At 63.1% G+C, this 12,982-nt stretch carries 17 protein-coding genes and 1 pseudogene; 4 read left to right on the top strand and 14 right to left on the bottom strand.

Annotation, left to right across the window (positions count from 1 at the left end; genetic code table 11):
• The first annotated feature begins 267 nt into the window (after nt 1-267).
• Nucleotides 268-870, top strand: a complete 603-nt coding sequence (locus tag GBA63_RS09210) for a helix-turn-helix domain-containing protein (RefSeq protein WP_166175469.1) — start codon at nt 268-270, stop codon at nt 868-870.
• Nucleotides 871-903: 33 nt separating this feature from the next.
• Here GBA63_RS09210 and GBA63_RS09205 read toward each other — a convergent pair whose 3' ends face one another.
• A complete protein-coding gene (locus GBA63_RS09205; RefSeq protein WP_166175467.1) occupies nt 904-1,356 on the bottom strand; it encodes a hypothetical protein in 453 nt (150 codons plus the stop codon).
• Between the two features lie 109 nt (nt 1,357-1,465).
• Entirely contained in the window at nt 1,466-2,401 is a 936-nt protein-coding gene (gene trxB, locus GBA63_RS09200) for a thioredoxin-disulfide reductase (RefSeq protein WP_228282388.1), read from the bottom strand.
• Between the two features lie 162 nt (nt 2,402-2,563).
• Here trxB and GBA63_RS09195 point away from each other — a divergent pair, with 162 nt between their 5' ends.
• Entirely contained in the window at nt 2,564-2,911 is a 348-nt protein-coding gene (locus GBA63_RS09195) for a cyclic-phosphate processing receiver domain-containing protein (protein WP_166175463.1), read from the top strand.
• Between the two features lie 58 nt (nt 2,912-2,969).
• Here GBA63_RS09195 and GBA63_RS09190 read toward each other — a convergent pair whose 3' ends face one another.
• The 4 genes and pseudogenes from GBA63_RS09190 to GBA63_RS09180 all read right to left on the bottom strand — a co-directional run bounded on the left by GBA63_RS09190 (nt 2,970) and on the right by GBA63_RS09180 (nt 6,679).
• On the bottom strand, nt 2,970-4,652 hold the full coding sequence (locus GBA63_RS09190; RefSeq protein ID WP_166175461.1) for a zinc ribbon domain-containing protein: 1,683 nt from the start codon (nt 4,650-4,652) through the stop codon (nt 2,970-2,972).
• A 97-nt stretch (nt 4,653-4,749) separates the two neighbouring features.
• The gene (locus GBA63_RS09185) at nt 4,750-5,895 is read right to left on the bottom strand and encodes a hypothetical protein (protein WP_166175459.1); all 1,146 of its coding nucleotides are present in this window, start codon (nt 5,893-5,895) and stop codon (nt 4,750-4,752) included.
• Nucleotides 5,896-5,958: 63 nt separating this feature from the next.
• Nucleotides 5,959-6,048, bottom strand: a pseudogene (locus tag GBA63_RS24320) (zinc-ribbon domain-containing protein); the annotation flags it as partial.
• 100 nt (nt 6,049-6,148) lie between these two features.
• Nucleotides 6,149-6,679 (bottom strand): zinc ribbon domain-containing protein, encoded by a 531-nt coding sequence (locus GBA63_RS09180; protein WP_166175457.1) that lies wholly within the window; start codon nt 6,677-6,679, stop codon nt 6,149-6,151.
• Nucleotides 6,680-6,891: 212 nt separating this feature from the next.
• Here GBA63_RS09180 and GBA63_RS09175 point away from each other — a divergent pair, with 212 nt between their 5' ends.
• Nucleotides 6,892-7,113: a helix-turn-helix transcriptional regulator gene (locus GBA63_RS09175; RefSeq protein WP_266096299.1), complete on the top strand. Its 222-nt coding sequence runs from the start codon at nt 6,892-6,894 to the stop codon at nt 7,111-7,113.
• A gap of 23 nt (nt 7,114-7,136) precedes the next feature.
• Here GBA63_RS09175 and GBA63_RS09170 read toward each other — a convergent pair whose 3' ends face one another.
• From GBA63_RS09170 to GBA63_RS09145, 6 genes are all read right to left on the bottom strand, one after another.
• Nucleotides 7,137-7,391, bottom strand: coding sequence for a hypothetical protein (locus GBA63_RS09170; RefSeq protein ID WP_166175453.1), 255 nt, complete (start codon nt 7,389-7,391; stop codon nt 7,137-7,139).
• 58 nt (nt 7,392-7,449) lie between these two features.
• Nucleotides 7,450-8,064 carry a hypothetical protein gene (locus GBA63_RS09165; RefSeq protein ID WP_166175451.1) on the bottom strand — a complete coding sequence of 205 codons (615 nt, stop codon included), beginning with the start codon at nt 8,062-8,064 and terminating at the stop codon, nt 7,450-7,452.
• A 117-nt stretch (nt 8,065-8,181) separates the two neighbouring features.
• Complete coding sequence (locus GBA63_RS09160) at nt 8,182-8,343, bottom strand: hypothetical protein (protein ID WP_166175449.1); 162 nt, start codon at nt 8,341-8,343, stop codon at nt 8,182-8,184.
• A 7-nt stretch (nt 8,344-8,350) separates the two neighbouring features.
• Nucleotides 8,351-9,463 carry a prephenate dehydratase gene (gene pheA, locus GBA63_RS09155; protein ID WP_228282387.1) on the bottom strand — a complete coding sequence of 371 codons (1,113 nt, stop codon included), beginning with the start codon at nt 9,461-9,463 and terminating at the stop codon, nt 8,351-8,353.
• Nucleotides 9,464-9,671: 208 nt separating this feature from the next.
• On the bottom strand, nt 9,672-10,508 hold the full coding sequence (gene uppP, locus GBA63_RS09150; protein ID WP_166175447.1) for an undecaprenyl-diphosphatase UppP: 837 nt from the start codon (nt 10,506-10,508) through the stop codon (nt 9,672-9,674).
• Nucleotides 10,509-10,690: 182 nt separating this feature from the next.
• On the bottom strand, nt 10,691-11,386 hold the full coding sequence (locus tag GBA63_RS09145) for a Crp/Fnr family transcriptional regulator (protein WP_166175445.1): 696 nt from the start codon (nt 11,384-11,386) through the stop codon (nt 10,691-10,693).
• A 172-nt stretch (nt 11,387-11,558) separates the two neighbouring features.
• Here GBA63_RS09145 and GBA63_RS09140 point away from each other — a divergent pair, with 172 nt between their 5' ends.
• Nucleotides 11,559-11,708, top strand: a complete 150-nt coding sequence (locus tag GBA63_RS09140; RefSeq protein WP_166175443.1) for a hypothetical protein — start codon at nt 11,559-11,561, stop codon at nt 11,706-11,708.
• Here the strand turns inward: GBA63_RS09140 and GBA63_RS09135 are convergent.
• Both GBA63_RS09135 and GBA63_RS09130 read right to left on the bottom strand, forming a co-directional pair.
• A complete protein-coding gene (locus GBA63_RS09135) occupies nt 11,705-12,013 on the bottom strand; it encodes an antibiotic biosynthesis monooxygenase family protein (protein ID WP_166175441.1) in 309 nt (102 codons plus the stop codon). The genes GBA63_RS09140 and GBA63_RS09135 overlap by 4 nt on opposite strands.
• 14 nt (nt 12,014-12,027) lie before the next feature.
• Nucleotides 12,028-12,954 (bottom strand): GGDEF domain-containing protein, encoded by a 927-nt coding sequence (locus GBA63_RS09130; RefSeq protein ID WP_166175439.1) that lies wholly within the window; start codon nt 12,952-12,954, stop codon nt 12,028-12,030.
• Nucleotides 12,955-12,982: the final 28 nt, after the last annotated feature.

Genomic DNA, 12,982 nt, shown 5'->3' with positions numbered 1-12,982 from the left:
CCAAGACTGCCGATTCCGTGTTTTCCCGTTACCTAAGCCACGCAGCCTTTTAAGTACCCGCGATTGCCCGCGATACCAACGCCCCTTCTGTCGCCACGCAGAAGGCAGGGAAGGCCCCGTACCCCGAAATGTCCTGGTCCGGCATTGTCCATACTGCCGCTTACGTTGCACGAATACAACAATTCAGCGTATCGTATTGTGGATTCAACGACAACAATCCGAAACTGGAGGCGAAGGATACACATAGCACAGAGATTCGAGCGGCTATTGGAGACGCGCCGCCACCCGGACGGCGGCGAATGGACCGGTGAGAAGCTGGCGAGGGCGACCGGGGGCGTCGTAACCCGTTCCTACGTGACGAACCTGCGGAAGGGCAGGATAGAGAGTCCGGGCTACGAGAAGCTCAAGGCCATAGCAAAGGCCATGAACTTCCCGCCGGAGCAGTGGTTCGAGGAAGGAAACGGGGCGCGTCCCGAACGGTTGGAGGAGGCCGGCACGGTGACCGAACGCGTCCGTCACCTTTTCGCGACCATGAGGAGCCCGAGTACGGGGAAGCCCTACACTGACTCCGAGGTGGCCCGCGCGAGCGCCGGTGACCTCTCGAAGGAAGACATAGAGGGAATCAGGACGGGCAGGATCGCCGACCCGACCGTTGGGCAGGTAGTGGCACTTGCCGACGCGTTCGGCGTCGATCCCTCGTACCTGGTCGGGCGCAAGGGGCCGCCGTCCCTGGACGCCGAGCTGTTGGAGGCTTTGGGAGACGAGACGGTTCGGGACGTAGCCAGGGACGTTTCGCGGCTACCCGACCGCGAGAAACGGATGGCGCTCGGAATCGTGCGACAGTTCGGTGAAGGCGGGTCTGCGGGTTAGCTAATCGACGAAGGGGCCGCCGCACTATCGCGGCTAGGCCAGGTTCTCGTACGCGAAGAAAGCGAGAAGGCCGATGCCAACCAGGAAAGCGACAAGGGACAGACGGTAGCACCAGAACACCGAGATGCTCAGGGCGTCCTCCAACCCTTGGAGGCGGTAAAGTGCTTTGCCGGGCGCATCGGTCGACTCCTTCGCGGCGGATGCATCGATTGCCTCACGCGACCTTCTGTAGGCGGGCGTAATCAATCGGAGCGGCACGAAGTAGGCGACGATCGCCGCGAGCAGCAACGACACTACGAAACCGAGAAAAACGGCGGGCAGCAGGGATTCCCACACCTGCACCTGATCCGCTCCGCCGAACACGTCCTTCAAGTACGTTGCCAGTATCACTATCGAAGCGGTGCAAAGGGTAGTCAGATGCTTGGCGGTGTCCACCATAGCCTTGTAGCCCTCTTGAAGCGCCATAGCTGCTTCTTTGTTTTCCACTACTACCCTTTCCCGCTTCGTCACAGGCGACCTCACAGCACTTCCACGAACCATCTTAGGAAGTCGCCTGAGCCTTCTGTATCACTCAAAAGGACCATTTCTGAGTCCGCTAAAGGGAACGGATGTCAGCTTCGAGCCACCTCTGGGCGTCTATGGCCGCCATGCAACCCGATCCGACGGCCGTGGCAACCTGCCTGTAGCTCTTGTCGGCGACCTCCCCGGCGGCGAACACGCCGGGCACGCTCGTCATCGTTTGCCTCTTCAGCACGACGTAACCGTCCTCGTCGATCTCGACCTGGCCCCGGAAAAGGTCGCTCGCCGGTCTCTGTCCTACGGCAACGAACAGCCCGTCCACCCGCAGGAACCGCTCCGGGCCTCCCGGCGTCCGTAACCAGACGCCTTTGACGGACCCGTCTCCGACTATCTCCTCCACCGCGCCCGCGACGAACCCGATCCTCGGATTCTCCTTCGCCCTCTCCAGCATGATCCTGGACGCCCTCAACGCCTCACCCCGGTGGACGATCAGGACCTCCGAGGCGTACCGGGCAAGGTGAAGGGCCTCCTCCATCGCAGTATCGCCCCCGCCGACGACGGCCACCTTCTTGCCCCTGAAGAAGAACGCGTCGCACGTCGCGCACCCGCTGACGCCCTTGCCGAAGAACCGGAGTTCCCCATCGACGCCGAGGCGCTTGGGCTTCGCGCCCGTCGCCACGACGACGCTGCGGGCGAGCACGGGCTCTTCTTCACCCTCCGACCACAACCTGAAGGGGCGCTCGCGAAGATCCACCCTCTCGACGTTCTCGGGGCGCATCTCGGCGCCGAACCGGGCCGCCTGCTCCTCGAATTCGTCCATCAGATCGGGACCCATGACGCCGCTGCCGAAGCCGGGATAGTTCTCGACCTCGGAGGCGAGCATCATCTGACCGCCCGACTCGAACCCCTGAAAAACGAGGGTATCGAGCCTCGCCCGCGAGGCGTACAGGGCGGCCGTGTAGCCCGCAGGACCCGACCCGACGACCACCGTGTCGCGAACTCTTTCTACCAACCGGAAACACTCCTGGTACGCCCACCGCGCAAGTCCCTGCCTCATTCTATACTACATATCGTATTTATTGGAGAGCGTGGTTCGGAAAGCACCCGATTCGTATTCGTAGTGGGTCCAGGAACAGGTTGGTCCGTTTCTGTACGGGTGTCGTATGATCGAAGTATGGAAACGAGGAATCAGAACGCGGCGGAGTCTCCGGTGAGGCTGTGGCTCGACGACCTGCGTCCCGTGCCCGACGGTTGGACGTGGGTCAAAACGGTGGAGGAGGCCGTCTCCCTTATCGAGAACGGCCGGGTCGCCGAAGCCTCGCTCGACCACGACCTCGGGGAGGGGACGCAGGAGGGGCACCGCCTCGTCCTGTGGATGGCAGAGCACGGCCTTTGGCCCTCGGAAGCCATATCCGTGCATTCCTCCAATCCGCCGGGCGCGGAGAGGATGTGCGCAGTCATAGAGAGGTACGGTCCTTATCGCAGGATTCGGGGCACGAGGAGGTTCGTGGCGGTTATGTAGCCAGAGGTAAAGGCCGGCGTCTGTTCTACCAACGCGCCTGGATCGGAGGGCCGTTTCGTTACTGGGCTTCGACGAACTCCTCGTAGGGAACGCCGGGCATGAAGATCTCCTTTTCCTCCTCGGTGAGGTGGTGCCTCCAGTAGCCCTCCCAAACGAAGACGGTGTCCCTTGTGATCGACGTGCCATCAGCGAAGGTCCTGTCGACCGTGACCTCGGCCCGCTCCTCCCCGTCCATCGTCACGTCCACGCTCATGGAGTCGAGTTCTAAGCCCTCGATCTCGGCGTACCAACGGTTCTTCGCTATCCACTCCTCTTCCGTGAACAGCGCCTTCGATTCCGCGTCGAGGTTGTAGTAGGTGGTGTCCCACGACTCGTAATCGACCGCGTAGTAGTATTGTTCCACCGCCTCTCGCACCTCGTCCTCCCCTCCGGGACTGACGCCGAAGTCCGTGGGTTCTTGGGTGGTGGGCTCCGGGCTGCTGAACGTGGTCGGTTCCGAAGACGTTAAGAGACCATCCAGCTCTGAGATCTCCTCCTCCGTCAGGTAGCGCCTCGGCCCTCCCGAATCGGCGGGGTCCTCCATGACCAGGGGTATGCCCGCCAGAATGGTCTCCTGGGAGCCGTCCTCGTAGGCGAGGTTGACGTCGACGGGAACGTCCGTCGCCTCCTCCTCTTGCGTGACACTGACCGACTCCAGAGAGGCAGGAACGCCACTCTCGTCTGCCAGGGCCTGCTGACCCTCTGCCCACTCGTCTTCCGTAAACTCCTCCTGGGAGGACCCGTCCAGCATCTCGTAGGTCTCTTCCCAATCTTCGCGCCTGACGGCCTCGTCGTACTCGCGTCCGAACTCCTCAAGCGACGAGATCTCTCCGTCCGACATCCAGGAGGGTTCCTGCCCGCCCGCCTCCGGCACCAACACCATCGTCGAGAGGGCCTGCCTGACCTCTTCCTCTCCGACTTCGTTCGGTTTCACCACCTTGAGGTTGTAGGTGAAGCCGGCCTTGTCGAACTTGCCCTCCCAGAACGGTCCCTGGGACCCAGCCCTCCCCGCTGGCACCATGTATCTCAAGGTGGCCTTCGTGCCATCCGGCAGGGCGACCTCATCGATCCTCTCGGCGTCGAAGTATTCGTTCGCCACGTCTTCGTCTTCGGGGTAGACGGTCAGAGTGCCCAGGGTGTCAGCATTGCTCGCCATGGTGGTGGTCTCGGAGGGCCCATACGGGAAGACGATCCCGTACCCGTCGCCGCTGTAATAGCCGTCGATGGCAGGCAGGTCCATGTCGTCTGGAAGCTCGGCGGACAGCATTACGGGAGCGTCCGTCGTTCCTTCGATAGAAGGAAGGAGGTGCTCGAAAGCAGGGTCGGGAGGCGAATCCGCCGAGACAGCTCTCTGGCCGGCGACGCTTTTGTCGCCTTTGGGAAGATCGACTTCACGGTCATCTGCTGGTTGTTGATCGGACATGCCCAAGAATTCTGGCCCGCCTCCTATAGCCAGGGCGGTGATGGCTCCGATTCCTAGCAACAGGATGAGCGAGACCGCCGCCATGTTGACCCACCGCCGTCTCCCGCGCCTGTTCGTGTGGGCGACACCCTGGGCCGCCGCGACCGACCTCGGAATCACTTGTGTATCGTCCGAAGCGCCCGTGGCTACCGCAGCCCCGCACGTCCCGCAGAACCTGTCTCCCGGCTCGACGGCGTTGCCGCACTGCCCGCAGTAAGCGGTACGGTTGTCTCGGTTCATCGCCGCGTTCCCCCTATCAGGGCCGCAATACTTAGCGTACCCTTATGCGTCCTTCCCGGCACGAAGCGACTCCTTAGTCTGCCGCCAACTCCCTCTGCTACTCCGCAGTCTCCACATCGTCGGCCATCACGGCTTCGTAGGTACCGCCGCTGGAAGTGGTGACGGTTCCCCGGTACTCGCCGTGTACGGTTATTTGCTGTCCTGGGAATCCCAAATGGACGCGGTTCCCCTGCCACGGGTCCAGTAGGATCATTACGTGGTTCCCGTTCCAATCGACGACCTGGCCGGTGACGGAGAGACCGTCGTAGTTGAACGTCTCTGGGTAGCCGAATACCTCACCCGTGAAGCTAACCCGGTTATCGTCGGACACCGAGGGCGAGGCGGTAGACGAGGCGCTCGAAGACGACGTGGCACTGGACGAATCGACAGGCTCGTACATGAAGTCAGGCATCACCGGCAGGGAGTCGCCGCCTTCCACACTCGTCTGGACGTAGCCGTTGCCCGCCATCGCGTCCACCACCTGCTCGACCTCTTCGGAGGACAGAGGCACGGTGCCATCTGCGTAATGAGATCTTACCTGCATCTCGTCCAGGAAGAGGAATGCCAAACCGACCATGGCTTCCAAGTCGACAGATTCCGCCGCAGCCCGGTTGTCGAAGAACGTGACAGATCCTTGGTTGGTTTGCAGTAACTCCCGCTGAATCTCCTGGGCAACGACGTTCAACGATTCGAGGTCGTTGGCGGAACTGACGACGTAGTAGCTCGGGTTTCCGTCCGTGTTAACCTCCTCCGAAACCACGTCATACGCTACGTCCGTCGCCCCCCCAGACCGATCAGATCCTCCCGATGATCCAATCGGACCAGAAGAGCCCATGAACCTGATCCCGTACAGAGCATCCGACATGAGCCCGAACGTGAACATGAGGACCACAGACCCGATCGCAACCATTCCCCAGTTCTTGATGGACCCTTTCTGGGCCACTCGGATGATGAGGGCGATGATGCTCACACCAAATAGAAGCCCGGCGACGATCATGGCTACCGGACTGAGGAAGACCAGGAGGACCAGCACCACCAGACCGACGAGTACCAACTTGGGCACCACGGGAAGGTCCTTGAACCATCCCAAAACCTTCCTCGGGAACCGCCGAATGCCGTCCGTACCGAAACCCGAGAAGGTCTCACCGAGACCGTCCGCGCTCTGCCGGAAGCTGCTCCGCAGATCATCGAGGAACGAGCCCAACCGTCCCGGTCCATCCGAGCCGGATGACGATGGACCTGACCCCCCGGTGACGGAAGACACAGGGGTCCCGCACGAAACACAAAAAGACATGCCAGACCTAAGCTCCGCCCCGCAATCGCGGCAGTAGCGCTGCCGCCCATACTCCTCGGACACCCATCCTCCTCCCACGCGCTGCCACAGGATAGTGTACGTTTGTCCGGGTTGCCTGGATGAGGTCACGGCTCCCGCAGGCGTCGGTTGCCCGAACCGACGTCTAGTCCCTTTGGCCGAACCAGCCTTTGTAGAAGCCGCTCTTCCACCTGCGCGACCCTACCTTGCTCCTCAAATAGACGAAGCAAACCGCGAACACCGTGGCGGAGAGCAGAAACGAAACCGGCAGGTACCAGAAGAACTCCCCGAGTGCGCCCGCCACCACCCAGCCGAAGAGGGACCCGAAAGCGACGAATCCCGAGAGAAAATAGACGCAAACTACGACGATGTTGCCCAACATAAAATCGGTCTCCCGAAGCAGATCCGATCCCACGTTCTTGAGTTCCCGACCCACCGGCGTCCAGTCGAAACCGGCGTTGGATTGTTTGGCCTGTGCCTCCTTGACTGCGCTACCCTTTTCGGCACCGCCGCCCGAGGACGCACGCCTACCAACAGCAGACGCCGAACCTTCCTCTCTCGTGTTGGCGTAATCGAGCTGCTCCCCGCAAGAGGTACAGAAGATGTCTCTCTGACTTCTTGGAGCCCCGCAGCGCCCGCAAAACCGTGGTTGCCCAGCTCCTATCTCCTCAGTCATTCTACCTCCCTCTTAAACCGGTCCTGGCACGCATCTAGACGCACTCCGGCCAAGCATCCCCTGCCTCCACAACACCTTCTACGACGCCACGACTTCCCCAGTTCACCGTTTGCTGACCTTCGATCCCATCAATAGTGTGTAGACCTCTATTATGCCGCGTCCGTACTTTCGTGTCTATGGCAGGGGAGGACCTAACGCGGGAGTTCGGAACGTTGGTACGCAAACTTCGTCTGGAGAAAGACCTGTCCCAGGAAGGGTTGGCCGAGTTATGCGGCCTCCACCGCAACTACATAGGGGCAATAGAGAGGGCCGAGAGGACGCCTTCTATAGTCACAGCGGACAAGCTGGCGCGAGCCCTCGGGACCACGCTGTCGGAGGTCTTCTCGGAGCTTGAGCGAAACCTGGACCAAGGCCGCGACTCTTGGTTCTCTTGACAGATATCTCGCGACGGCGGTTGCTACTCGTGCAGCTCTCCCCATTCTTCTAAAGGTGCGACCTCTCTCATGGCCCCCAGCATGATATCCGCGTCGAGCGTGAGTCGGAACTCCACGGTGCCGGTCGCCTCCCAAGTCCTGTCGTGCAGGTAGAACATCGAGTTCTCCTCGCGCCGGAAGGCGTTGAACGTCCTGGAGACACCAGTCCCATTGTTGACGGTGACTCCGTAGAGCGTTCCGCTCTTGAGGTCCCGCCCTATCCGTCGCTCCCTGCTCAACGTCTACTCCATTTCCGACGGTCCCAAAACCGACGTCGCGCCCGCAGATCGGCCAGGATCAGGTGACGGACCTCTCGTTGAAGAGGCCGTCTATATGCTCCCACCTCTCCTCGTCGGTGCGGCCAGGGTTGTCGGTCAGGAACTCCTTGTGGAGCTTTTGCGCCTCCTCTTCGGGAAGATCTTTGGTAAGAACACCCCAGCGCCTCTCCCATTCCCTCGCCATAGTCGCGTACTTATCGTTCTCAGCCCTCGCGAACCCCTCCCATGGCTCCTCCTCCACCATTGCTTCGTCCTGTTGTTTCCAACGAGATTCCCGCGCTTCCCGCTCTCTCCTCTGCTTCTCTTCCCTCTTTTCGCGCTCGCGCTTGATCCCGAGGTACTTCACGTACAGCCAGAACAGCGGACCGAAGAAGACTAAGAGGAACAGGAGGCCGTAGATAGCGGCGGCCCCGCTGCCGTCCACGAGCGTCAAGACTAAAACCACGAACAGGATGACGGACCAGACAATCCACACGCCCGCCGCGAAGAGGAGCACGCCCAGGTTGAAGAGTCCCAAGAGCCCCCGACCCGCCGAGGCTAGACCTTCTCTCGTCCGAGCGACGCGGTACTCTGCCCTCACCCTTTCCCTATAAACCTCTTCTTGCGCTATCCGCCTTCTGTCTTCGTGGTTCATGGCACATCCTCCGACCCGTCCGTAGAAAGGCTCTTCGACCCAGCCGCAAACTGTATAATTCCGTCTCGGGCGGGGCCGTCTTGCGGCACTCCACAGGTTCGCGGCGCTACCCCGCCCCTATTCCGCCATCTCCCAACTGACCACGGGCTTGCGCTCCATTCGCAACGTGGCAGAGAAGGAGACCACTACCTTATGGTACGCGATCTCCGTGATGTCCCCGTAGTGCAAGGGGTGCCCGACTTCCCCGAGCACCACCCTTGCGGCTTCCTTGAAGTCCATCAGACGCTCAGGAGGCCTCGGGCGGGACCTCCGGGTAGGCCCCGATCAGGCTCACGTAAGGGCAATGCTCTTCCAGCCCTTCGAGCGCGCGCCTGACCTTCTCCTCGTCCGGATGCCCCTTGAAGTCCGCGAAAAAGACGTAGGTCCAGGCCCGCTTGCGGCTCGGGCGGCTCTCGATGCGGGTGAGGTTGATCCCCTCCGACGCGAACGCGGAGAGCGCCTCCTTGAGCACGCCGGGCCTGTCCTTGACGGAGAAGACCACGCTGGTCTTGTCCTTCCCGGTCCGGGCGGCCCACGAGCGCCCGAGAACTATGAACCGCGTGGTGTTGGTCCTGGCCTCCTGGATGTTGCGCGCCAGCACCTTCAGGCCGTGGGCCTCGGCCGCGAGCGCGCTCCCGACGGCCGCCACCCCCGGCTGCACCGACGCCCGGCGGGCGGCCTCGGCGGTCGACTCGACCTCTTCCAGGCGCGCGCCGGGCAACTCGCGCCGCAGCCAGGACGCGGCCTGGGCGAGGGCCATCGGGTGCGAGCAGACGAGACTTACCTTGTCCGGGGATTCCTCGGCTGAGATGAGGTTCTGGGAGACGGGCAGGTAGACCTCGCCGCAGACCTTGAGCGGGCTGTTCATAAGCTCGTCGAGGGTGTGGGTTACGGCGCCTTCCATCGAGTTCTCGACGGGGACGACGCCGTGTTCGGCCTCCCCCCTCTCGACCCTGGCGAAGACCTCGGCGACGGTGGTCTGGGGCTGGAGCTCGATGCTGGTCCCGAAGGACCTGAGGGCCGCCTCGTGCGTGAACGTGGCCTCCGGGCCGAGGTACGCGACCTTCAGGCTCGTCTCCAGGGAGACGGAGCTCGAGATGATCTCGCGAAAGACGGCCTCGAGGCCCCGCTTGGGGAACGCGCCCTCGCCGAGGGCGGTGACCCTGTCCAGGACCACCCGCTCCCTCGCCGGCGCGTAGACGGCCATCCCCCTCTGTTGCTTGAACTCCCCGATCCTGCGCGCGAACGACGCCCTCCGGTCGAGCAGGCGCACGATCTCGGCGTCCACCGCGTCTATGCCTGCCCGCAACTCGGCCATCTCGGCCTCGTCAATGGCCCCCTTCCGGCCCGCTACTTCCACTTGCCCGTCTATCTCTTCTCGTAAAGGTTCAGATGGAACCACGGCGACCGCGTCCTCCATTCGTGGGTGTTGGTGAGCCCGGCTCTGGTGGTCTGGAGGGGCGGAACCGCGCGTCAGGAGCGGGCGCGCCCCTCCCCGGTAAATCGCCGCGCTACTGAAAGAAAAAGTTGCATGATGGGTTCAAACTACCAGAGCGGCGAGGCGTTTGTCAAAAGCCTCCGAGGCCGATCAGGAGCAGGATCGTCACGATGCCGGCGACCGCGAAGCGGTAGAACGCGAAGGCCCGCAGGCTGTGCCGCGTCAGGTAGTTGAGCAGGAACCGGATCGTCACGTACCCGACAGCAGCCGAGGTAACGAAGCCGACCACGAAAAGTAGCATCTGGGAGAAGCTCATGCCGCGTGAGATCACCTCCCCCACCTGCAACCCGCCGGCCCCCGCGATGATCGGCACGCTCATCAGAAACGAGAACCGGGCTGCCTCCTCCCGCCTGAGCCCCAGAAACAGACCGAGCGTTATGGTCCCCCCCGACCGCGAAACCCCGGGCACCAGCGCCGCCGCCTGCGCGAACCCGATGCCCACAGCCTCGCCGAACCCGAGCTTCGACGCCCGCCGCGTCCGGGACCCGACAGCCTCCCCGACGATAAACAGGGTACCGATCAGCACGAAGTTGAAGACGACGACCCACGGCGAGCGGACGACCGGCCCCTCGAAGAACGGCTCCAGAAAGTACCCGATCCCGGCCGCCGGCACCGTCGCGGCGATGATGAGGTAGGCCATCCTCTGGTCGGCGTCGTTACTGAGGTCCCGGTGAGAGAACGAGCGGAAGAACGCGAAGGCCATCCGCAACAGGTCACGCCAGAAGTACGAGACGACGGCGAGGAGCGTCCCCATGTGAAGCGCTACGTCGAAAGATAGCCCGAAGCGCTCCTGGTCCAACCCCAGGAAATATTGCCCCAACAACAGATGCCCCGAGCTCGACACGGGCAGAAACTCTGTTAGCCCCTGCACGACGCCGAGAAGTACCGCCTGAAAAAGCTCCAGCAAGACTCTAATCCTTAGCTCCGACGAACGTAGCCGGCATACTATTGCAGAAGCATGTCAGCATTTCAGCTAGTCAGCATGTCAGCACGCCGTCTTCGACGGCTCTCAGCTTGTCAGCCGGCTGTCTAGGCACGCTGCCCGGTTAGGCCACAGGCCGAAAGAAGCTGACATGCTGACTAGCTCTTCTACGGTCCGCTCAGTTTCGCGAGGGCGCGCGAGTCCTTGAGCGTGATGCGTCCCGAGTCGACGACTATGAGGTCGCGGTTTCGCATGTCGTTCAGGACTTTGGTGACGGACTCGCGGGTCGAGGCGACCATCGCGGCCAGGTCCTGGTGGGTGAGGCGGAGGTCTATGGTGACGACGCCGTTGTTGCGCTCGCCGAACTTCTGGGCCAGGATGGGAAGCAGGTTGGCGAGCCGGACCTCCGTCTCGCGGGGGAGCAGGCACTTGACCAGTTCTTCGTACTGGACGAGGCGCAGCTCGAGGAGGGTCATGATCTTGAACGCCACCCGCGGCTCCTGCCGGACGGCCCGCTCCACGAAGACCTTCGGGATCTTGGTGACCCTGCACTCGGTTACGGCCTCGGCGTAGGCGCGCTGGCGGGCCTCGCCGGCGAAGGCGAGGTGCCCGAAGATGTCCCACGATCTCAACAGCCGGAGCGTCGCCTCTTTGGTCCCGGAGTACGGGCGGAAGAGCTTCACGATGCCGGAGACGAGCACGTACAGAGCGTCGCCGTACTCGCCCTCGCGGTAGACGGCGTCACCGGGCCTGTAGGTCCGATCGGCCGTGGCTATGCCCATCTCTTCCATCAGGCGCAGGAGCGAGCGACACTCCTCCTCCTGCAGCTTGGTGTATTCCGACAGGGAAGGATCCACGTCCATCTAAAGCCCCCCGATAGCGTCCGTCACAGCGTCCCCGCTCCCCCGGCGCCCCGGGATCGAGCCTGCTACACATTGATACATTGTACCCTACTTGGACGTGCCGGCGAACGCGGGACGGGCCGCCGCGATTCGGTTAGAATGCCCCGGACGGGTAACTGAGAGAGGAGACCGGGTGCGCGAGCGGCTAACGTTCGGAATCTTGATTTTGCTTCTGATCTTCCTCTTCGCCTTCACGTTCGCCGTCCTCGGCAAGGGCGAGTACGAACCGGGCGCGGAGCGAGAGTCGTCCCCCGCCTTGGCCCTGTCCCTGCCGACCTCCTAGCCCGCGGCCCCACGCTGCACGGCCACCTCGTAAGACGACATCTTCGGGTGCCCCCGCAGTAACCCCTGCGTTCCACCCCGCGAGTGGGCCTTGGCGAACTCTTCGCTACCGACCCACGCGTCGAAAGCCTCCCGGTCCCGCCAGCGCGTCACCACGAGCACTTCGTCCTCCTCGGCAGACTTGAGGACTTCCATCGAGACGAAGCCGGGGAAGTTTTGCACGTGCCCCCTGCTGCCGGCGAACCTTTCCACGACCGCGTCGGCGGCGCCCTCGACCACGGGCAGGCTGTTCATGATCGCTATCACGTCTCTCCCCCCACCTACCGGGCGACGACGATGCCGCCGCCGCCGACTCGCTTGGCCGTGCTGAGCGCCTTCAGGGTCTCCGCCATAAGCTCCGAGGCGTCGGAGCCGTGGACCGGGTACTCGGCCACGCCGGCGTCGACCTCGAAGCCGTCCGGGTCCTCCGAGAGGCGCTGGGAGACGAGCTTCGCGATCTTGTAGGCGTCCTCGCTGGTGCTGCCCGGCAGGATCGCGCAGACCTCGTCGTCCCCGAAGCGGGCGCAGACGGCCGTCTCCGGCGTCGCCTGCTCGACCGTCTCTGCGAGCAGGTGCAGGATGCCGCGCGCCCGGCCCAGGTCTCCCTCCGCGACGGTCTCGGTGAAATCGACCACGTCGAAGGCGAGCACGGCGAACCTCTCGTGCTCCCTAACGGCGGCCGGCAGCAGCAGGCGGTTGAACTGCTCCCTGTCGGGCAGGCCCGTGACGAGGTCGGTCGCCTCGGCCCGCCCGAGCGCCCGCTCCATGTCGCGCATAGCTATCTCTTCGAAAGCCTCAAGGCCCTTCTCGGTAACCCAGTCGGAGGCCTGCAAAAGCTTGACGAAGAACGCCGCCACCTCGCTTCCCGAGCCGTCCGAGAGGTCCACGCCCTCCTCGACGGAGCGCCAGACGCACCGCCGGAGCACGGCGAAGTCCTCTATGACACCGACGGCGTCGCGGCCGAGGGCGTGCTGGTCGTCGGCGATCCTGGCCACGAGGGAGCGGATCTCACCCCCCCTGCTGAAGCCCTCCACGCCTTGCGGGCTCTCCAAGAACCCGGCGAAGACGGAGAGCAACTCCTCCATCCCGGCGACCAGGCGCCTGGACGGCTCGTCTTCGCCGAACCCTTTGCGTTCCTCCTTCCAACTCTTCAAGATACTGGGCAGGTCCTGGCGGATGTGGGCGACTATCTGCGGTGGTGTCCTCATGACAGACAGTATACCCGTGCCCTATCTC

The organism is Rubrobacter tropicus (assembly GCF_011492945.1).
In the GTDB taxonomy this organism is placed as follows: Bacteria; Actinomycetota; Rubrobacteria; order Rubrobacterales; family Rubrobacteraceae; genus Rubrobacter_D; species Rubrobacter_D tropicus.
The sequence above is the reverse complement of the archived record's forward strand: the minus strand, read 5'-3'. Positions and strand labels throughout refer to the sequence as shown.

Excerpts from the sequence above, each read along its gene's own strand:
- GBA63_RS09130 (WP_166175439.1), bottom strand. The coding sequence starts at position 12,954 with ATGAGGACACCACCGCAGATAGTCGCCCACATCCGCCAGGACCTGCCC.
- GBA63_RS09195 (WP_166175463.1), top strand. The coding sequence starts at position 2,564 with ATGGAAACGAGGAATCAGAACGCGGCGGAGTCTCCGGTGAGGCTGTGG.
- GBA63_RS09160 (WP_166175449.1), bottom strand. The coding sequence starts at position 8,343 with ATGGACTTCAAGGAAGCCGCAAGGGTGGTGCTCGGGGAAGTCGGGCAC.
- GBA63_RS09165 (WP_166175451.1), bottom strand. The coding sequence starts at position 8,064 with ATGAACCACGAAGACAGAAGGCGGATAGCGCAAGAAGAGGTTTATAGG.
- GBA63_RS09190 (WP_166175461.1), bottom strand. The coding sequence starts at position 4,652 with ATGAACCGAGACAACCGTACCGCTTACTGCGGGCAGTGCGGCAACGCC.
- GBA63_RS09145 (WP_166175445.1), bottom strand. The coding sequence starts at position 11,386 with ATGGACGTGGATCCTTCCCTGTCGGAATACACCAAGCTGCAGGAGGAG.
- GBA63_RS09180 (WP_166175457.1), bottom strand. The coding sequence starts at position 6,679 with ATGACTGAGGAGATAGGAGCTGGGCAACCACGGTTTTGCGGGCGCTGC.